The sequence below is a fragment of the Flavobacterium galactosidilyticum genome, assembly GCF_020911945.1.
GTDB lineage: Bacteria > Bacteroidota > Bacteroidia > Flavobacteriales > Flavobacteriaceae > Flavobacterium > Flavobacterium galactosidilyticum.
The window spans coordinates 1038931-1059049 of record NZ_CP087135.1 but is presented as its reverse complement, the minus strand read 5'-3'; the positions used below and the strand labels follow the sequence as shown (position 1 = coordinate 1059049).

The 20119-nt window shown below is 34.4% G+C and carries 17 protein-coding genes; 9 read left to right on the top strand and 8 right to left on the bottom strand.

The features are described 5' to 3' along the window. Positions 1–81: 81 nt before the first annotated feature. The 6 genes from LNP27_RS04635 to gdhA (LNP27_RS04610) all read right to left on the bottom strand — a co-directional run bounded on the left by LNP27_RS04635 (position 82) and on the right by gdhA (LNP27_RS04610) (position 10263). Positions 82–462, bottom strand: a complete 381-nt coding sequence (locus LNP27_RS04635; RefSeq protein ID WP_229943365.1) for a TraR/DksA family transcriptional regulator — start codon at positions 460–462, stop codon at positions 82–84. A gap of 7 nt (positions 463–469) precedes the next feature. Next, positions 470–3871 carry an isoleucine--tRNA ligase gene (gene ileS, locus LNP27_RS04630; protein ID WP_229943364.1) on the bottom strand — a complete coding sequence of 1134 codons (3402 nt, stop codon included), beginning with the start codon at positions 3869–3871 and terminating at the stop codon, positions 470–472. 131 nt (positions 3872–4002) lie between these two features. Beyond that, positions 4003–4716: a DNA repair protein RecO gene (recO, locus tag LNP27_RS04625; RefSeq protein WP_229943363.1), complete on the bottom strand. Its 714-nt coding sequence runs from the start codon at positions 4714–4716 to the stop codon at positions 4003–4005. Positions 4717–4736: 20 nt separating this feature from the next. Next, entirely contained in the window at positions 4737–7034 is a 2298-nt protein-coding gene (porZ, locus tag LNP27_RS04620; protein ID WP_229943362.1) for a type IX secretion system anionic LPS delivery protein PorZ, read from the bottom strand. 127 nt (positions 7035–7161) lie between these two features. Continuing rightward, a complete protein-coding gene (gene gdhA / locus LNP27_RS04615; RefSeq protein ID WP_229943361.1) occupies positions 7162–8505 on the bottom strand; it encodes an NADP-specific glutamate dehydrogenase in 1344 nt (447 codons plus the stop codon). Positions 8506–8919: 414 nt separating this feature from the next. Continuing rightward, the gene (gene gdhA, locus LNP27_RS04610) at positions 8920–10263 is read right to left on the bottom strand and encodes an NADP-specific glutamate dehydrogenase (protein ID WP_229943360.1); all 1344 of its coding nucleotides are present in this window, start codon (positions 10261–10263) and stop codon (positions 8920–8922) included. Positions 10264–10538: 275 nt separating this feature from the next. On the opposite strand from gdhA (LNP27_RS04610), the gene LNP27_RS04605 reads away from it, so the two are divergent. Beyond that, on the top strand, positions 10539–11339 hold the full coding sequence (locus tag LNP27_RS04605) for a THC0290_0291 family protein (RefSeq protein WP_229943359.1): 801 nt from the start codon (positions 10539–10541) through the stop codon (positions 11337–11339). A gap of 86 nt (positions 11340–11425) precedes the next feature. Here LNP27_RS04605 and LNP27_RS04600 read toward each other — a convergent pair whose 3' ends face one another. Further along, complete coding sequence (locus LNP27_RS04600) at positions 11426–12571, bottom strand: cystathionine gamma-synthase (RefSeq protein WP_229943358.1); 1146 nt, start codon at positions 12569–12571, stop codon at positions 11426–11428. A gap of 100 nt (positions 12572–12671) precedes the next feature. Between LNP27_RS04600 and LNP27_RS04595 the strand changes: the two genes are divergently transcribed. The 6 genes from LNP27_RS04595 (at position 12672) to nadD (ending at position 17117) form a co-directional block, all read left to right on the top strand. Then, the gene (locus LNP27_RS04595) at positions 12672–13415 is read left to right on the top strand and encodes a DUF3298 and DUF4163 domain-containing protein (protein WP_229943357.1); all 744 of its coding nucleotides are present in this window, start codon (positions 12672–12674) and stop codon (positions 13413–13415) included. Between the two features lie 166 nt (positions 13416–13581). Beyond that, a complete protein-coding gene (locus LNP27_RS04590) occupies positions 13582–13938 on the top strand; it encodes an arsenate reductase family protein (protein WP_229943356.1) in 357 nt (118 codons plus the stop codon). Then, entirely contained in the window at positions 13931–14818 is an 888-nt protein-coding gene (locus LNP27_RS04585; RefSeq protein ID WP_229943355.1) for a DMT family transporter, read from the top strand. The genes LNP27_RS04590 and LNP27_RS04585 overlap by 8 nt, the downstream gene beginning before the upstream one ends. Positions 14819–14922: 104 nt before the next feature. Beyond that, positions 14923–15783, top strand: a complete 861-nt coding sequence (locus LNP27_RS04580) for a YicC/YloC family endoribonuclease (RefSeq protein ID WP_229943354.1) — start codon at positions 14923–14925, stop codon at positions 15781–15783. A 122-nt stretch (positions 15784–15905) separates the two neighbouring features. Next, a complete protein-coding gene (gene gmk / locus LNP27_RS04575; protein WP_229943353.1) occupies positions 15906–16481 on the top strand; it encodes a guanylate kinase in 576 nt (191 codons plus the stop codon). Between the two features lie 54 nt (positions 16482–16535). Then, positions 16536–17117, top strand: coding sequence for a nicotinate (nicotinamide) nucleotide adenylyltransferase (gene nadD, locus LNP27_RS04570; protein WP_229943352.1), 582 nt, complete (start codon positions 16536–16538; stop codon positions 17115–17117). Here the strand turns inward: nadD and LNP27_RS04565 are convergent, their stop codons facing one another. Further along, complete coding sequence (locus tag LNP27_RS04565; protein ID WP_229943351.1) at positions 17118–18014, bottom strand: LysR family transcriptional regulator; 897 nt, start codon at positions 18012–18014, stop codon at positions 17118–17120. 86 nt (positions 18015–18100) lie between these two features. On the opposite strand from LNP27_RS04565, the gene LNP27_RS04560 reads away from it, so the two are divergent. Both LNP27_RS04560 and LNP27_RS04555 read left to right on the top strand, forming a co-directional pair. Continuing rightward, positions 18101–18871 carry a type 1 glutamine amidotransferase domain-containing protein gene (locus tag LNP27_RS04560; RefSeq protein ID WP_229943350.1) on the top strand — a complete coding sequence of 257 codons (771 nt, stop codon included), beginning with the start codon at positions 18101–18103 and terminating at the stop codon, positions 18869–18871. A gap of 4 nt (positions 18872–18875) precedes the next feature. Then, positions 18876–20039 (top strand): iron-containing alcohol dehydrogenase, encoded by a 1164-nt coding sequence (locus tag LNP27_RS04555; protein WP_229943349.1) that lies wholly within the window; start codon positions 18876–18878, stop codon positions 20037–20039. The last annotated feature ends 80 nt before the right edge of the window (positions 20040–20119 follow it).

Below are 20119 nucleotides of genomic sequence, written 5' to 3'. Positions count from 1 at the left end.
TTCTAAAAGCTAAATTCCAAATTTCAATAATTTTTAGTTAATTATTGGAATTTGGAATTTAATATTGAAATTGTTACTTTCTTATCGTTGTAAGTTCTTTGCTTCTATACTCATTGTTGCATGAGGAACGATTTTTAGTCTCTCTTTACCAATCAATTTACCTGTAACCTTACAAACACCGTATGTTCTGTTCTCAACACGGAATAGTGCATTTTTCAAGTCACGAATAAACTTTTCTTGACGAATAGCTAATTGTGAATTTGCTTCTTTAGACATTGTTTCGCTTCCTTCTTCAAAAGCTTTAAATGTAGGCGAAGTGTCATCAGTCCCGTTGTTCAAGTCATTCATGTAAGCACTTTTGATCAAATCTAAATCAGATTGTGCTTTCTGCATCTTGTTCAGGATAATCTCTTTGAACTCTGCTAATTCTGCATCAGAGTATCTTGCTGTTTCGTCTGCCATTTTCGTATTATTTTGTAATTAATATCATTGTTTTTATTTCGTCAAACTCAATTTCTGTACCGTTTTCTATTTCATCCACAAAAACCAAATCGCTTGTTAATGTTTCAGATTTAATATATTCTTCATTTTTAAGAATAGCCATTTCTAAAACACCATCTCTCTTCAATTCAACTTTAATTTTATCTGTAACTTCAAATCCAGAATCTTTACGGATATTCTGAATCCTGTTTACTAATTCTCTTGCGATGCCTTCTTGTTTCAGCTCATCAGATATTGTAATGTCAAGTGCAACGGTGATTCCATTAGCATTTGCCACTAACCAACCCTCAATATCTTGCGAGGAAATTTCTACATCTTCTAAAGTTAAAGTTACGGTATTTCCTGCAATAACAATCTCTAAGCTTCCTACCTTATCAAACTGACTAATTTCTTCTTTCGACAAGCCTTGTATCTCCTTAGAAACCAAGCCCATATCCTTGCCAAAGCGCGGTCCTAGCGCTTTAAAATTAGGTTTAATTTGCTTAACCAAAACACCTGAGGCATCATCTAAAAGCACAATTTCTTTCACGTTTACCTCCGCTTTTATCAGCTCAGAAACAGCCTCAATTTCAGCCTTCTGTCTCTCGTCAAGCACCGGTATCATTACCTTTTGCAAAGGTTGACGCACCTTGATCATTTCCTTTTTTCTAAGTGATAAAACTAGTGAAGATATGGTCTGTGCTTTCTGCATTTTGCTCTCTAACGATTTATCAACAAAGTTGTCAACGTATTTAGGGAATTCAGCCAAATGTACACTATCAAATTGCTCTGACTGCGTTGCCAATGTTAAGTCTCTATAAAGCTTGTCCATGAAGAATGGTGCTATAGGCGCTCCAAGCTTACTAATGGTCAATAAACAAGTGTATAAAGTTTGATAAGCTGCAATTTTATCTTGCGCATAATCGCCTTTCCAGAAACGACGACGACATAGACGAACGTACCAGTTGCTTAAGTTTTCCTGTACAAAATCAGAAATAGCACGAGCTGCTTTTGTAGGCTCATAGTCCGCATAAAAACCATCGACATCTTTTATCAACGTATTCAGTTCAGAAATAATCCATTGGTCAATTTCTGGTCTTTCATTTAACGGAATTTCTGCTTCTTGATATTTAAAACCATCAATATTAGCATACAAACTAAAGAAAGAATAAGTGTTGTATAATGTTCCAAAGAATTTTCTGCGAACCTCAGCAATTCCTTCCAAGTCAAACTTTAAGTTATCCCAAGGATTTGCATTAGAAATCATGTACCAACGCGTAGCATCAGGTCCATACTCTTTTAATGTTTCAAAAGGGTCAGCGGCGTTTCCAAGACGTTTGGACATTTTTTGTCCGTTTTTATCTAGAACTAAACCATTCGAAACTACATTTTTATACGCTACTTTATCAAAAACTAAAGTACCAATAGCATGCAATGTATAGAACCAACCACGAGTTTGATCAACGCCCTCTGCAATAAAATCAGCTGGGAAATCTTTATTTTGGTCAATTTTATCTTTGTTTTCGAAAGGATAATGCCATTGTGCATATGGCATTGAGCCTGAATCAAACCAAACGTCGATCAAATCAGCTTCGCGCTTCATTGGTTTTCCAGAAGCAGAAACTAAGGTGATTTCATCAACTACATTTTTATGCAAATCAATCAAGTCATAATTTGATTCTGCCATATTCCCAATTTCGAAACCTTTAAAAGGATTTTCTTTTTGGAAACCTGCAGCGATCGATTTTTCAATTTCGTTATATAATTCTTCAACAGAACCAATCAGAATTTCTTCTGTTCCTTCGTCTGTTCGCCAAATTGGCAATGGAATTCCCCAATATCTAGAACGCGATAGATTCCAGTCATTGGCGTTTTTTAACCAATTTCCAAAACGTCCTTCTCCAGTAGCTTTTGGCTTCCAGTTAATAGTTTCATTCAAGTCAAACATACGATCTCTAACTTCAGTGATTTTTATAAACCAAGAGTCTAGAGGATAATATAAAATAGGTTTGTCTGTTCTCCAACAGTGCGGATAACTGTGGACATATTTCTCTACTTTAAAAGCTTTATTTTCTTCTTTTAATCGAATAGCAAGTTCTACATCTATCGAGCGCTCTGGAGCTTCACCATCGTCATAATATTCGTTTTTTACATATTTACCGGCATATTCACCCATGTGCGAAGTAAATTTCCCTTGTAAATCGACTAAAGGAACTGGCATTCCATTTTCGTCTAAAACTAACATCGGTGGCACTTCAGGAGTTGCCTCTTTAGCAACTTTAGCATCATCAGCACCAAATGTTGGCGCAGTATGTACAATTCCTGTTCCATCTTCAGTAGTTACAAAATCTCCTGAAATTACTCTAAAAGCATTTTCAGGATTTTCATATGGCAATGCAAATGGCAACAATTGCTCGTATTTGATTCCAACTAAATCAGCTCCTTTTGCTTCAGCAATAATTTGGAATGGTATTTTTTTATCACCCTCTTTGAAGTTTTCAAAATCAGCAACATCTGTACTTTCGAAGAAACCTTTACCAAATTGTTTTCCAACTAAGCTCTTAGCCAAAATTACATTGCTTGGCAAAAAAGTATATTGATTGAATGTTTTTACTAAAACATAGTCAATTTTCGGACCTACGGTCAAAGCTGTATTTGAAGGTAATGTCCAAGGAGTTGTTGTCCAAGCCAAAATATGAATGTCTCCAAAGCCTTGTAGAAAACTTGGCAAAGAATCGTTCAATGCTTTAAATTGAGCCACAACTGTCGTATCAGTCACGTCTCTATAACTTCCAGGTTGATTCACTTCATGCGAAGACAATCCCGTTCCGGCTTTAGGAGAATAAGGCTGAATAGTATAGCCTTTATACATCAGATCCTTATTGTAGATTTGTTTCAAAATCCACCAAACAGTTTCCATGTACTTGGATTTATAAGTCACATATGGATCTTCCATATCAACCCAATACCCCATTTTTTCAGTCAAATCATTCCATACATCGGTATAACGCATTACGGTTTTTTTACACGCTTCGTTATATTCTTCGATAGAAATGGTTTTTCCAATATCTTCTTTAGTAATTCCTAATTCCTTTTCGGTACCTAGTTCTACAGGCAGTCCATGGGTATCCCAACCCGCTTTACGCTTTACCTGGAATCCATTTTGAGTTTTATATCTACAGAAAATGTCTTTAATAGCACGAGCCATTACGTGGTGAATTCCCGGTAGTCCATTTGCCGACGGCGGTCCTTCAAAAAACACAAACGGTTGGTTTCCTTCACGAGTAGTTACACTCTTCTCAAATATGTTTTCTTTCTTCCAAAAATCTAGTACTTCTGACGCCACAGTTGGTAAGTCAAGTCCTTTGTATTCAGTAAATTTTGTGCTCATTTTATCCTTTTCTTAAATCGTGGTGCGAAAGTAAGGAATTTTGAATAAAACAAAGAAATTAAAGTAAAAATAGCTACATAGAATAAAGCAAATCTAAAACTCTTTAGTTTTTTCTATTAATATATGGATCTCTACGAAAAGACCTCTTTTAAAACATCCAATGATTTTGGTTTTTTGAAACCATCGAGATGAAAACTGTAGTAGTCAATTAGAATTTTTAAAACAATTTGTCTTTCGAGAACATGAAACACTTTCTGGTCATTATCAAATTTCAAATCAACCAGTTTTTTGAACAAATTTGTTTCGTGTTCTGTGAGAGAACTTATGGCATGAAAAGGCGTAAAAACACCTTCGGTCATTTCGAAAAAAGGCATATCCATGTCAGAAATATCAGGATAAAAACCTAAATATTTTGTAGCTTCCAACATTAAAATCAAATGGAAATTAGCAACTTCATCGTGGTTATCTAACCATTCTAAAGCAGTTTCTAAAAAAGTAAACAAGTGTTCGTTTTTTTCTTCTTCGTGAATGGAATGATGTAAGATTTCAGAAATAAACATCACAATAGTACTTTTATAAATATCCGAATGTATGGAATGAAAAGGCGAAGCAATTTTTATCTCTTTGAAGTTTTCTAAAGTACCTTTATTCTTGTGAACCGCTTCAATATCTAAAACCGTCATCGGTTGAAAATAGGCGATTTTCTGATTGGATTTCCTAGAAGAAAATGCATCCCGAACAAAGTAAGACTTCAGGCCATGTGATTGAGTAAAGCATTTCACAATCAAGCTTTTTTCTTGGAATTTTAAGGACGAAAGAACGATGGCTTTGGTTTTAACTTGCACTTTTTAGGATTTGAAATTTTTTAGCGGATTATCATAACTTTTTTAACTTTAGTTTCTACTCCATCCTCTGCAGAGATAAAAATCATATAAACACCAGAAGCTACTTTATATTTACCAAAAGCGGTTGTATCCCACTCTATCGTTCCGCCTTGCGACGTAGTTTCATAAACCAGATTTCCACCAATATCCGTGATTTTTATAGTAGCATTATCAACTAGACCTGCAATTTTTACTGTTCCCTGATATTCTGGACGAACTGGATTTGGGTACACATAAGCGTTATTTAAATCTTCGTTGGCTGATGTAGCAGCTCCTTTAAAAGAAATTAAACCTTTATTAGTAGCAATAAAAACCTCTCCTGTTGCGCTATTAATATCAATGTCATTTATAGTATTACTGGGCAATGGTGAGTTGCTTATTGTAAAATGATACTTAGTTTCCTGACCATTTGGTGACACTAAAAACAAACCTGAATCAGCTGTACCAATCCATTTGTTATTAGCACCATCTACTGCAATATCCGTAATAAATTGTTCATATAGCAGTTCTTGCGCTAAATTATCATCCAAAATAATAATTGGATTAGCAGTCATTTGACCCTCCGTTTGATAATTACCCACGTTTGATAAAACCCGTAATCCTTTATTGGTGCCAATCCAGAGTTGGTTTTTATTATCTACTGCAATAGAACGCACGTCAGGAGAAGGCAAATTCCCTTTATCACTTCCTTCAGTAATCACTTTTAGCACACCGCCTTTTTCATTGTAACCAACAACACCTTTTCTCGAAGCTACCCATTTTGTATTATAACTATCTATTTCCAAACCACCAAAAGCAGTTAACTCAGGTAGAACTGATGCTAAGGAAATGCTTTGCCATTGTCCGTTTGTCCTTAAAACTTTTAGCGCTTTTTCAACAAGATTATTAGTCAACCATAAATTTCCATCTTTATCAAAAATTACATTATTGACACGAATATCATTACTATTTCCTTCTTTTTGCTCGTGTTCCAAACCATTAGGTGCCGTATTTACAGGTGTCAATAATTTTGTGGCCACATCATTTTCTAATTTCAACAATCCAGAAAAATATGAGGAGACATACACTTCATCATTATTTTTAGGATTGATAGCTATATTAGATAAGGCTCTTGCTCCTAATACTTTTGAGGCCGGGATATTCCACCATGTTGTATAGTCTAACTTTGAAATCCCGTACGAACTAGGCTCGCTCTGAGGTGATTCATACGGATTATAATTTTCAGGATACAATCCGTAAACTGCCCACAGCGCTTTAGATGAAGCTGTAATTGAAAACACATTATTCCTTAAAGGCCCAATAGGCGTAATGTTTTCGAATTGTGTCATTGCAGAAAGCGAAATTGTAATCATTCCGTCTTTTTCTGTTCCAATAAAGACAGTATCTCCAATTATTGTGGCGCAGGTAAAACCTAGGTTGCTTTCTGGAAATTGGGTTGCATTTATTGGCCCCACTAAGGCCATTTGAGTATTGTAAATATAAATGCTACTGGAAGTGGTTACTATCAAATAATCTACTGTTGCTCTACTATCTAATGCCGGTTGTGAGAGCGGAATAATTCCCGTAAAGGAGTTAGAACCCGAATTAAATTTATGGATATTTCCAGCAGTATTAATCGCATATAAATCAGTCCCAAAAGCCATTACGCTGGACCAATTACCATCTATTGTTGTCCATTGATTGAAATCAATTAAATTTGGGTTAGTTATTACAGCTCTTCGTATTCCAGTATTTGTAGCGGCATAGATAGATCCGTTGAACACTGCAGTTTGCTTCACGTTTATTTCTGCACCGTTATCACCAATAAAATAGGTGTCTCCAAATTGCATGGTAGCCAAATTAAATTGAACGATACCAAAGTCACACGAAACGTATGCAATACCGTCAAACTCCATGAAGTGATTTACTCTTTTTAATTCAGAGGGAAGCTGTTTGTTAATGATATCAACAACGTTCAGCATTTTCCCATCTGCTTCATTAATCACTATTATCAATCCATTTTCGTAGCCTACTAGTGTTTTATTAAATTTTACACTATGATAAACTGCTGAAATAGTTTGTCCTGAAAGCCCATCAATTGTATTGGTTGTTTTAATCTCGTTTGTAATTGCATTCTTTGAGAATAAGGCATTTTCAGATGCCGCAAAAAGTGTATTTATAGATTCTGAAACCGCTTTAATTTCATTGTAAGAAAAATAGCCCTGCCATGAAAATTTATTTTGTGCAAACGCGAATTGCACAAAAAGTAGAAGTAAAAAATAGAGACAATTATTTTTCATTATTTGAACAAATAGTGTTTTACAAATATAGAACAAACGAAAGTGTTTGCGATTTGTTACCTAAAAAAAAAGCCTCCTACCAAAATAACAGTGGTGGAAGGCATTTTTTAATTAAAATATTTTTGTTTTATACTACGCCTTGAGCTAGCATAGCATCAGCCACTTTAACAAATCCGGCAATATTTGCTCCTTTCACATAATCAATATGACCTGATTCATCAGCGCCATATTTCACACATGAACTGTGAATATCAGCCATAATTTCTTTTAATCTATCATCTACTTTACCAGAAGACCATTTTAAACGCAATGAGTTTTGAGACATTTCAAGACCTGAAGTTGTTACTCCTCCTGCATTTGACGCTTTTCCTGGGGCGTATAATATTTTTGCTTTTTGAAAAACATCAACTGCTGCTGGAGTTGAAGGCATATTAGCACCTTCAGAAACACAAATACATCCGTTAGCTACTAACGTTTTTGCATCCTCCTCGTCCAACTCATTTTGGGTTGCACAAGGCAAAGCGATGTCGCACTTCACTCCCCAAGGACGAGCTCCTATAATATATTTAGCATTAGGATATTTAGTTACATAATCCTGAATAGTGCCTCTCAATTCATTTTTTAGTTCCATAACGTGAGCTAATTTTTCAGCATCAAATCCATCTTCGTCATAAACATAACCTAAGGAATCAGAAAGTGCTACCACTTTACCGCCTAATTCATTTACTTTCTCGGTTGCATATTGTGCTACATTTCCAGAACCTGAAATCACAACTATTTTACCAGTAAAATCATCACCCTTTGTAGCTAGCATACTTTGTGCAAAATAAACTGTACCATAGCCGGTAGACTGAGGTCTGATTAATGAACCTCCAAAAGACATTCCTTTACCAGTTAAAACTCCGGTAAATTCATTTTTAATCTTTTTATATTGACCAAACATATACCCTACTTCCCTTGCACCAACTCCTATATCACCTGCAGGTACATCTGTATCAGGACCTATATGCCTGCACAATTCATTCATGAAGCTTTGGCAAAAACGCATCACTTCAATGTCTGATTTTCCTTTTGGGTCAAAATTTGATCCTCCTTTTCCTCCACCCATTGGCAAAGTAGTCAAGCTATTTTTAAAGGTTTGTTCGAAAGCTAAAAATTTAAGAATACTTAAATTTACTGTTGGATGAAAACGAATTCCGCCCTTGTAAGGCCCAATTGCTGAGTTCATCTGAATGCGATATCCTCTATTCACATGCGTCTTTCCACTGTCATCAATCCATGGTACGCGGAAAATAACAATACGTTCCGCCTCGACCATCCGCTCTAAAAGCATTTTATTTTGGTACTTTTTATTATTTTCAATAAAAGGAACTACAGCTTCAGCAACTTCAACAACAGCTTGCATGAATTCTGGCTCATTTGGGTTGTTTTTAGCAACCTCCTCAATAAAAGCAGAGATACTTTGTGACATGGTAATAGGGATTATAAACGTTGTAAAAAAATCATTTCTTAGATTTACAAAGGTAAGCTACAATCAAAAAAATGACAATTTATTTTTGTTTTACTAAAAGAATTCCCTATTCATTAATTAACAGCTATCAAATTTATTTTAAAGAACAATTCAAACAGCGTAATTTGAGAATTTCGTAAAAACCATCGATCGACTGCGCCGATATTTACAATAAAAAAGAGGAAAAAAGCAATTAAATTCTTTTAAAAACTACTTCTCAATCGCATTTTCCAATACTTACTCAGGAAAACATTACGGGAGAAAATAATTTTCAAAATCATCTATTAAAAATTTCTGCTACAACATTCTATTAATCAAAAAACCTTCTGACATAAAAATGACAGAAGGTTAATTTTAAAATTTAAAGCAAGTATTTTACACCACTCCTTGAGCAAGCATTGCATCAGCAACTTTTACAAAGCCGGCAATATTAGCTCCTTTTACATAGTTTACATAGCCTTCACCATCTGCGCCATATGTTTTACATTGATTATGGATACCAACCATTATTTCTTTTAATCTAGTATCTACTTCCTCACTAGTCCAGTTCAAACGAATAGAGTTTTGAGTCATCTCTAATCCTGAAGCTGCTACACCACCTGCATTTGCAGCTTTACCCGGCGCAAAAAGCACTTTTGCGTTTAGGAATTCTTTAATTGCGCCTAATGTACTTGGCATATTAGCTGCTTCAGTAACACAGATAACACCATTAGCGATCAATTTTTTAGCATCTTCCTCATGTAGCTCATTTTGAGTAGCACAAGGGATTGCAACATCTACCTTCACTTCCCAAACACTTTTTCCTTTATGGAAAACTGCATGTGGATATCTTTCTAAATAGGCTTCCACTCGATTATCTCCTCGACCTCTCATCTCGACCATGAAATCAATTTTCTCTCCTGAAATACCTTCTTCATCATAAATGTATCCATCAGGTCCTGAAATCGTAACAACTTTCCCGCCAAGATCGTTTACTTTCAAAGCAACTCCCCAAGCTACATTACCAAATCCTGATATAGCAACTCTTTTACCTTTAATACTTTGACCAATAGTTTGTAACATTTGTTCTGTAAAATAAACCACTCCATATCCAGTAGCTTCAGGCCTAATCAAAGAACCTCCATAAGCCAATCCTTTTCCAGTTAAAACACCAGTAAATTCATTTCTGATTCTTTTATATTGACCAAATAAATAACCAATTTCTCTTGCTCCAACACCAATGTCTCCCGCAGGAACATCTAATTGCGGGCCGATATGTCTGCACAACTCAGTCATAAAGGATTGACAAAAACGCATCACTTCCCCATCAGATTTTCCTTGTGGATCAAAGTCAGATCCTCCTTTTCCTCCGCCCATAGGCAAAGTAGTCAAACTATTCTTGAACACTTGTTCAAATGCTAAAAACTTAAGCACCGATAAATTTACTGTATGATGAAAACGAATTCCACCTTTGTAAGGTCCAATTGCAGAGTTCATTTGTATTCTAAAACCTCTATTTACTTGGATCTCCCCTTTATCATCAACCCATGGAACACGAAATATAATAGAACGTTCTGGCTCTACTATTCTTAGCAAAAGATTTTTTCCGTCGTATTTTTTTTGTTCTGCAATAAAGGGAATTACAGTTTCTGCAAATTCTCTAACTGCTTGAATGAATTCAGGTTCATTCGGATTCTTAGCTTCAACTTGAGCCATAAAATCATTTATTTTTAGTAACATAGACTATACTATTTTAAATTAAGAAATCGATTTCGTAATAGATAACAAATATACATTTATAAAATATTCACACTCCGTTTTTTTTTATCATATCATTAGAATTATCTTTATATTAAGAATTCATAAAGAATTATACTCCAAATAGACATTTTTATAGCTTTTTACTAATAAATTCGCAACCAAATACGAACTTGTGCAATTATTTTAAATTTATTTTATTTTTATATGAATGTTGTTTTTATATATTTGTATTGATTTGAAAATTTTAAGACCTAATGATCAAGAAACTAACACTCTTTTCACTAATTTTTATTGGGTTTTCAAATAATTTAGTCGCTCAATTCGGTGGTTTCTCCCATGAAGTAGGAATTATTGCCGGCCCTATTGCATTTCAGTCTGATTATGGAGAACGTTATGACCTTTCAACAAACGCTGGAAATACAGGAATTGGCATTGGAATTATTCACTACTTAAACTTTTCCTATAAGGCTGATTGTAATTGCTACACACAAGATACTTATTTTAACGACCATTTCAAACTAAGATCAGAACTATCATATAATAAAACCGAATTACATCATTTTGGTCCTGAATCAGAAAAAAATACTCTTGGTGGTATACAGTTACGATCAATGCATGGAAGCACTGCCGTAACAAACCTAGGAGTTCAGCTTGAATTTTTCCCTCTTAGCATTCGTGATTTTAGTGTAACTGTAGGTAGCTTAGCACCATTTGTAAGCCTTGGAGGTCAGCTCAGTTACTATAATGCTAAGGCATCATCAACTTTAGGTCCATTAGGTACTTCCTTAACGACATTTCCAAAATATTTAACCCCATCGGAGGGTCGTCTTCATGGTTATTCAACTGAAAGCGGCGCCGTATGGTCAGTCGTTTCTAGTATAGGAACTCGTTATAAACTCACGCCATTATCCGATTTAATGATTGATTTAAGAGCTCAGTATTTCTTTTCCAACTGGGTTGATGGTTTAAATCCTAATCCAGATATATACAAAGAAAACAAAGCTAATGATTGGTTAGTTTGGTTTAATGTTGGCTATATCTATTATTTACAATAGCCTATTTAGTACGTAATTATAATAATAATAAACCCCAATTCTTAAATAATGTAGAATTGGGGTTTTAATTTGTTTGAGATTCATTTTTAAGCTAATGCTTGTTTTAAATCTTCTACTAAATCGGTAGCATCTTCAATACCCACGCTTAATCGAACCAGATCGTCTGTGATTCCAACTTCTTTTCGTTTATCTTCTGGAATTGATGCGTGTGTCATCAAAGCAGGATGATTTGCTAATGATTCTACTCCGCCTAAAGATTCTGCTAAAGTGAATACTTTAAGTTTCTCAAGGAACTTAACAGCCTCTTCTTTTGTGCCTGAAACAAAAGTAAAAGAGACCATTCCACCAAAACCGCTCATTTGTTTTTTTGCAATTTCATGGTACGGATGACTTGGTAATCCAGGATAATATACGGTTTTAACTTTTGGATGATTGTTTAGAAACTCAACCACTTTAGCCCCATTTTCGCAATGTCTTTCCACACGCAAATGCAAGGTTTTAATTCCTCTTAAAACTAAAAAACTATCCATAGGTCCTAATGTAGCACCAGTTGCAAATTGCTGAAAATGCAATTGTTCTCCAAGCGCTTCGTCTTTTACGATCAAAGCTCCAGCAATAACATCAGAATGTCCACCTAAATATTTAGTAGCCGAATGCATAACGATATCAGCTCCTAGATCTAATGGTTTTTGTAAATAAGGTGTTGCGAAGGTATTATCAACTGCAAAAAGGATTTTATTTTCCTTTGTAATTTTAGCAATTTCTTGAATATCTGCTAATTTCATTAAAGGATTAGTAGGCGTTTCTACCCAAACTAATTTGGTATTTTCATTAATTAATGACTTGAATTTATCCAGATCATTCATATCTACAAAATGAAATTTGACACCAGAATCTTTATAGATACGGGTAAACATTCTGTATGTTCCGCCATATAAATCATCCATAGCAATAATTTCATCACCTGATTTGAACGAACGCAAAACACAATCAGTAGCCGCTAATCCTGAAGAAAAGGCAAGGCCTCTTGTGCCGTTTTCTATACTTGCTAGGGCATTTTCTAACGCGCTCCTAGTTGGATTTGCAGCTCTACTATATTCATAATCTGGATTTAAAGGTTGTCCAGGACTTGTTTGTACAAATGTTGATGTTTGATAAACGGGAGGCATAACCGCTCCTGTACTTGGATCGTGATGTTGACCACCATGAATAACTTTAGTATTGAATTTCATATCTTGAATTTTTATGCAAAAATGTTTTACAAATTTACCGTTTAATTTTGTCTAACCAAGAAACTAGTAAGTACCTTTGTTTTTAATTAACATTTTTGACATGAAATACTTTATAATTTACACTCTACTACTTTTATCAGTAGCACAATGTTCGAACGAATTGGTTTTTGAAGACGAATCTTATCAAAAAAAAACAACTTTACCTTGTACTGAGAATTGTCCATCTATTAGTGTAAAAATACCCGTTGCAAATGGTGTCGCAGTTGTAGCTGATAGTATTAATAAAAAAGTATTTTCGGTATTAAAAGAGATTATTTATTTTGGGGAGAAACCATATACTGCAAAAGATTACAATGGATTATTGACTTCATTTATCAATTCTTACGAAAAACTTCAGAAAGATTTTCCAAATGATAAATTTGGTTGGGAAGCTGATGTGAAAGCAAGCGTAATTTACCAATCTGAAAATGTATTGAATATCGAAATCAACCATTACACTTACACTGGCGGCGCACACGGCTATCAAGGTTTGCGCTCCTTATTATTTAATCCCACTACTGGAAAGTCAATTTCAAACAATCAATTATTCAAAGATAGAGAAGTTTTCAAGGCTTTCGCCGAAAAAAAATTCAGAGCTAAATATAAAATCCCTTCTCCAAAATCTATCAACTCTACTGGTTTAATGTTCGAGAAAGAAAAATTTCATTTACCACAAAATATTTTCTTTACTGACAATGGATTGCTTCTTTACTACAACTCGTACGAAGTAGCATCGTATGCCGATGGAACAAAGGAATTGTTATTGCCTTACACAGAAGTGAATGAATTTTTACTGATTAAATAACGATACGCTCTATGTCCTAACCGTGACAGAAATGGAAATGTATAGCGGGAATAGCTCCTAAAAAAAAATTATACGTATCACTTGACACCGGCCTAGAACTTTTAGAGAAAACTAGACATTTTCCGAATTAAATAATTTTCCTTTACACGAAGAAAACTACCTTACTATGGACATTATATACTATCTCGCTTCTTGCGACACTTGTAGAAAAATCATAAAATCATTACCTAAAAATCATGATTTTAAGTTTCGTGACATCAAACAAGATCCCATTACCGTTACCGAATTAGAGCAAATGCACGAACTTTCTGGAAGTTACGAAGCACTTTTTAGCAAAAAAGCACAGTTGTACAAATCGATGGATTTAAAAAATAAGTCGTTGACTGAAGATGATTACAAAAAGTACATTCTGGAGCATTACACGTTTTTGAGTCGTCCTGTTTTCATTATCAATAAAAAAATCTACATTGGTAACACACAACAAAATATGCACCAAGTAATGCTTGCTTTAGCTGATGAGTAAAAGAAATCTGGCACTGATTGGCGCCACAATTGTTTCTATAATATACGGTGTTACGTTTACCATTGCCAAAGATGTCATGCCCTTGTACATTGATGCGTACGGTTTTATTTTGCTACGTGCTGGCGGCTCTGTGCTTTTATTTTGGCTAGTTTGGCTTTTTATGCCGAAAGAAAAAATTGCACTCCAGGATTTTCCTCGAATTATAGCAGCAGCATTCTTTGGCGTAGCTTTTATCATGCTTACTTTTTTCAAAGGATTGAGTCTTACCTCACCTATTTCGGCAGCCGTAATTATGGTTTCGACGCCTATGATTGTACTAGCACTTTCGGCAATTATAATGAAAGAACGAATGAAGAGCAGAATGGTTTTTGGAATCATTTTAGGATTAATTGGAACTGCTTTTCTTATTCTTTACGGAAAATCGATTGGCAGCGCTACTAATGCTGGATTGGGAAATTTCCTAGTTTTAGTCAATGCTATTTCTTATGGCTTCTATCTGATTATCGTCAAGAAATTAATGGATAAATACAATGCTTTTAGCTTTGTAAAATGGATTTATTTATTCGGTTTTATTATGGTTTTACCTTTTGGCTGGAGCCAATTTGACGCTGTTAATTGGTCTGCAATTCCTGTTACAATTTCTTGGAAAATAGTTTTCGTAGTCGTCATATCAACTTTCTTGACCTATCTACTGAATTTGCTTTCAATGAAAGAACTAAAACCCACAACAGTAGCGGTTTTTATTTATCTACAACCTTTGTTTGCGACTATTTTTGCTATAGGTTTAGGAAAAGATGAGTTGAGTGTAGTCAAGATTATTTCGGCATTGCTTATATTTATTGGAGTTTACTTAGTAACGCAGAAAAAGAGTGTTGAGTAATTTGCTATTTTTAGCAATAAAAGCAAGTTGCTATACCCAAACTGACTACTAACAACTGAGCACTGACCACTTTTTACTATCTTTGCCCTCTTTTAGAAAATTATATGATACAATCGATGACAGGTTTTGGGAAAGCTACTTTGCAATTACCATCCAAAAAAATAACAGTAGAAGTAAAATCTTTAAACAGTAAAGGTTTAGATCTAAATGTAAGAATGCCTTCGCTTTACCGCGAAATGGAATTGGGTTTACGCAACCAAATTGCTTTAAAACTAGAAAGAGGAAAAGTTGATTTTTCTATTTTTATCGAAAGTACTGCTGAACAGACTTCTACAAAAGTGAATGTACCAATCGTAAAAGGATATATCAATCAGCTGCGAGAAGTATATGCTGATGCTGATGAAACTGAATTAATGAAAATGGCGATTCGCATGCCAGATACTATGAAAGTAGAACGCGATGAAATAGACGAAAACGACTGGATACAAATTCAAACCGTTATCGAAGAAGCGCTACAAAACATTTTGACTTTCAGAAGAGATGAAGGAATGTCGTTAGAAAAAGAATTTCAATTGCGAATTGGCAATATACGTCAATATATGAACGATGCTTTAGCACTTGATCCAGAACGTGTTCAAGCGATTAAAGACCGTTTGCAAACTGCTATTGCCGAACTAAAAGTAAACGTAGATGAAAATCGTTTTGAACAAGAATTGATTTATTATTTAGAAAAATTAGACATCACTGAAGAAAAAGTACGTTTGACCAATCATCTGGATTATTTCCTAGAGACGATCAACGGAACCGAAGCTAATGGTAGAAAATTAGGTTTTATTACTCAAGAAATGGGTCGTGAGATCAACACCATGGGCTCTAAATCAAATCATGCCCAAATGCAGAAATTAGTCGTTCAAATGAAAGACGAATTGGAAAAAATAAAAGAACAAGTTTTAAACGTATTGTAACATTTAGAGACGCGATTTATCGCGTCTGTTTTTATTAAAATCGTTTTTACAAAATCATAGTATCACAACATACAACTATCCGATTTTCAACAATCGCTTAGAAAAGCATAAACAACACAGGAATGAGCACAGGAGGAAAATTAATCGTATTTTCAGCACCATCTGGATCTGGAAAAACGACTATCGTTAAGCATTTATTAGCACAAGATGATTTGAATTTAGAATTTTCTATTTCGGCAGCATCACGCGATTCAAGAGGCGAAGAGGTAAACGGGAAAGATTATTACTTTATATCTACAGAAGAGTTCAAAAAGCACATCAAAAATGATGACTTTTTAGAATGGGAAGAAGTATATCGCGATAATTTTTACGGAACATTAAAAAGTGAAGTAGAACGCATCTGGGCGCAAGGAAAAAATGTAATTTTTGATATTGATGTAGCTGGCGGATTAAGAATCAAAAGTAAATTTCCAAAAGAAACTTTAGCGGTTTTCGTTAAACCACCAAGTATCGACGAGTTGAAAATTCGTTTAAAAAAACGCTCTACTGAAAGTGAAGACAAAATTAATATGCGGATTGCAAAAGCTTCTGTTGAGTTAGCTACCGCGCCACAATTTGATGTTGTGATCAAAAATTATGATTTGGAAGTTGCTTTGGAAGAAGCGCATCAGTTGGTTAAGGATTTTGTAAACAAATAAAAAGCGAATAGTGAGAATAAAGCATTCTCTACTCACTATACACTATTCATAAATATGAAAATAGGATTGTATTTCGGAACGTTTAACCCCATTCACATTGGGCATCTTATCATTGCCAATCATATGGCTGAATATTCTGATTTAGACCAAATTTGGATGGTCGTGACGCCACACAATCCTTTGAAGAAAAAAAACACTCTATTAGATGATTCCCATCGCTTACAAATGGTACATCTTGCGACTGAAGATTTTCCAAAAATAAAACCTTCGGATATAGAATTTAAGTTAGCACAACCTAACTATACCATAAATACTCTAACTCATTTACAGGAGAAATATCCCAAGTATGAATTTTCGCTAATTATGGGAGAGGATAATCTAAAGTCACTTCATAAATGGAAAAATTACGAAGTAATTTTAGAGCATCACGAAATCTACGTATATCCTAGAATATCCTCTGAGGAAGAGAATTTAGAATTCAAAAATCATCCAAAAATTCATATCATTCATGCTCCGATTGTAGAAATATCATCTACTTTTATTAGGGAAAACATTAAAATCGGCAAAAATGTAAAACCATTATTACCCAATAAAGTGTGGGAATATATTGACCATAATAATTTCTATAAAAAATAATTACTGCAAAGCACTTTTTAATTCCTTTTCAATTTTTTCGAAAATGGCACTTAAAGTTTCCTTTTTTGCTGATAATAAAAACACTTCCGTACTTGGCATTTCTTTGCTATTCCATAACAACTGTATTTTTTTATCTGCCATAAAATTCCTTGCATTAATATCCCAAACTACAGCAACACCAGAGTTTCTAGAAAGTATTTCTATCATTTCGTATTCTGAAGGGATGATGTAGTTAGGAACAATCGATGGCCTTTTTTTATTAAAAACATGTAACCAAAACAATTTCACATGCGGAATTCCAGCATCGTGGCTAAACCATTTTTGTTCATTTAACCAGTTTTCAGTAGCTTCAAAATCCAGATTCTTAATACTCGCTTTTAATTCTGATTCATCAATACTATTCGACCCAACAATTACTTGTCTAATTACTCCAACCTTTCTTTGAATTGTATCGAATGTGTCGTATTGTTTAGTAACAATAGCAAAATCTAGTTTTTTAGAATCTACTAATTCGAAAAGCGCGTCGTTTCCATGAAAGCTGAAATCGATAAAATCAAATTTCGATAACAGAGCACTCCCTAAACTAATCATGAAATGTTTTGAGATGCCTACCGAAATTAATCTATTAGCATTGAATGCTTTGGCTCGAAAACCATTTTCTACATTTTCCAAACGATCCAGAGCCTCAATGATTAAATTATTGAGTAACTTAGCATATTCCGTTGGTTCTACTCCTTTAGATTTTCGATTGAAAAGTTTATAACCTACATGTGCCTCTAACATTCCTATTTGCTGGCTCACGGCAGGTTGACTAATAAAAAGCTCTTTAGCAGCCAGTGAGAAATTTCCGTTTTTGTAAACGGACTTAAATGTTCTGTACCATTCCAGATTAACCATGATATAAATATATTTATCACAAACATAATTTAAATTATTTTTACTAATAACATATTCGAGGTAAATTTGTTCCAACAAAATAAAATATGAAAAAAATCGCATTATTTACTATTGTAGCTTTAACCGTTAGTTGCTTAACTGCAACTGCACAGAAACAAAATAAAAAAGTCATGAAAAAAGTACTATTTGTTCTTACTAGTCACGATAAACTAGGAAACACAGGAGAAAAAACGGGGTTTTGGACAGAAGAATTTGCTGCCCCTTATTATGAATTAGCAGATAAAGGAGTACAAATTGATATTGCAACTCCACTTGGAGGCCAACCACCAATTGATCCAAAAAGCGAAGATCCATCTGCAGCAACAGCTGACACTAAAAGATTAGATAAAGACACTGAAGTTCTTGCTAAATTAAAAAACACTAAAAAATTAACTGATGTAAATCAGGAAGATTATGATGCTGTTTTTTATCCAGGAGGTCATGGACCACTTTGGGATTTAGCTGAAGATAAAACCTCAATAGCCTTGATTGAAGCTTTTTACACCAATAAAAAACCAGTAGCATTTGTTTGTCACTCTCCAGGTGCGCTTAAAAATGTAAAAGTAAATGGGGAATATTTAGTAAAAGGCAAAAAAGTAACGGGTTTTTCTAATAGTGAAGAAGAAGCTGTAGGATTGACTAAAGTGGTTCCCTTTTTATTAGAAGATGTGTTACAATCCAATGGAGCAACTTATTCAAAAGTAGGAGATTGGCAGCCTTACGCCGTTGAAGATGGTTTACTAATAACTGGACAAAATCCAGCATCATCAACATTAGTAGCTCAAAAATTATTAAATCAACTGAATTTAAAAAAATAATACAATGTTAAACTTTGAATTATATAATCCTACCAATTTAGTTTTTGGAAAAGGACAAATTGAAAAACTAGCAACTTTAGTACCACAAGGAGCGAAAATATTAATCACTTATGGTGGTGGGAGCATTTTTAAAAATGGAATCCACGCTCAAGTTATTGCTAATCTTAAAGGTTTTGAAATCGTAGAATTTGGCGGAATAGAAGCAAATCCACATTTTGAAACTTTAATGAAAGCAGTAGCTATTGTTAAGGAACAAAATATTGATTTTATTCTTGCCGTAGGCGGAGGATCTGTAATTGACGGAACTAAATTCATTTCGGCTGCAGCCAAATTTGACGGAAATCCAATAGATATTTTACAAAAAAGATTACTTATTAAAGATTTATCTGCTGTAATTCCGTTTGGTACTATTTTGACTTTGCCAGCAACCGGAAGTGAGATGAACTCTGGATCAGTAGTAACGATCGAGTCAACTAAAGAAAAACTAGCATTTGGTGGCTCTGCATTATTCCCGAAATTTTCAATTTGTGATCCAACGGTAATCGAATCTTTACCAAAAAGACAATTACAAAACGGAATTGTAGATGCTTACACACATGTTTTAGAGCAATATCTAACGTACATTCATGAAGGATTTCTTCAGGATCGAATTGCAGAAGGAATTCTACAAACCTTGATTGAAATTGGACCAAAAGTAGTAGAAAATCCTAAAGACTATGCGCTTGCTTCTAATTTTATGTGGAGCTGTACCATGGCTTTGAATGGATTGATACAAAAAGGAGTGCCTCAAGATTGGGCAACACACATGATAGGACATGAACTAACCGCTTTATATGGAATTGACCATGCAAGAACACTTGCTGTAGTAGGTCCAAACTTATACAGAGTAATGTTTGAAACTAAAAAGGGGAAATTAGCACAATACGGAAAACGTATTTTTAACTTAACTGGAACTGAAGATGAAATTGCTAGACAAGCGATTGATAAAACAGTAGAATTCTTCCACGCAATGGGAATGGACACCAAATTATCAGATTATACAAAAGAGTATGATAACACTGCTGATTTCATCGTGAATCGTTTCAAAGAAAGAGAATGGTTAGGATTAGGTGAAAAACAAAATATAACTCTAGAAAAAGTAAAATCAATTGTAGAGATGAGTTATTAGTCATTACAACAAATAGCGAGTAAGTCCGCAAATAAAAAGGCGTCTTCCATAATCTATGGGAGACGCCTTTTAAAATTCAA

What these genes read in the sequence shown, in the direction of transcription:
- LNP27_RS04635 (WP_229943365.1), bottom strand. Translation starts at nt 462, where the DNA reads ATGGCAGACGAAACAGCAAGATACTCTGATGCAGAATTAGCAGAGTTC.
- ileS (WP_229943364.1), bottom strand. Translation starts at nt 3,871, where the DNA reads ATGAGCACAAAATTTACTGAATACAAAGGACTTGACTTACCAACTGTG.
- porZ (WP_229943362.1), bottom strand. Translation starts at nt 7,034, where the DNA reads ATGAAAAATAATTGTCTCTATTTTTTACTTCTACTTTTTGTGCAATTC.
- gdhA (WP_229943361.1), bottom strand. Translation starts at nt 8,505, where the DNA reads ATGTCACAAAGTATCTCTGCTTTTATTGAGGAGGTTGCTAAAAACAAC.
- gdhA (WP_229943360.1), bottom strand. Translation starts at nt 10,263, where the DNA reads ATGTTACTAAAAATAAATGATTTTATGGCTCAAGTTGAAGCTAAGAAT.
- LNP27_RS04605 (WP_229943359.1), top strand. Translation starts at nt 10,539, where the DNA reads ATGATCAAGAAACTAACACTCTTTTCACTAATTTTTATTGGGTTTTCA.
- LNP27_RS04600 (WP_229943358.1), bottom strand. Translation starts at nt 12,571, where the DNA reads ATGAAATTCAATACTAAAGTTATTCATGGTGGTCAACATCACGATCCA.
- LNP27_RS04595 (WP_229943357.1), top strand. Translation starts at nt 12,672, where the DNA reads ATGAAATACTTTATAATTTACACTCTACTACTTTTATCAGTAGCACAA.
- LNP27_RS04590 (WP_229943356.1), top strand. Translation starts at nt 13,582, where the DNA reads ATGGACATTATATACTATCTCGCTTCTTGCGACACTTGTAGAAAAATC.
- LNP27_RS04585 (WP_229943355.1), top strand. Translation starts at nt 13,931, where the DNA reads ATGAGTAAAAGAAATCTGGCACTGATTGGCGCCACAATTGTTTCTATA.
- LNP27_RS04580 (WP_229943354.1), top strand. Translation starts at nt 14,923, where the DNA reads ATGATACAATCGATGACAGGTTTTGGGAAAGCTACTTTGCAATTACCA.
- gmk (WP_229943353.1), top strand. Translation starts at nt 15,906, where the DNA reads ATGAGCACAGGAGGAAAATTAATCGTATTTTCAGCACCATCTGGATCT.
- nadD (WP_229943352.1), top strand. Translation starts at nt 16,536, where the DNA reads ATGAAAATAGGATTGTATTTCGGAACGTTTAACCCCATTCACATTGGG.
- LNP27_RS04565 (WP_229943351.1), bottom strand. Translation starts at nt 18,014, where the DNA reads ATGGTTAATCTGGAATGGTACAGAACATTTAAGTCCGTTTACAAAAAC.
- LNP27_RS04560 (WP_229943350.1), top strand. Translation starts at nt 18,101, where the DNA reads ATGAAAAAAATCGCATTATTTACTATTGTAGCTTTAACCGTTAGTTGC.
- LNP27_RS04555 (WP_229943349.1), top strand. Translation starts at nt 18,876, where the DNA reads ATGTTAAACTTTGAATTATATAATCCTACCAATTTAGTTTTTGGAAAA.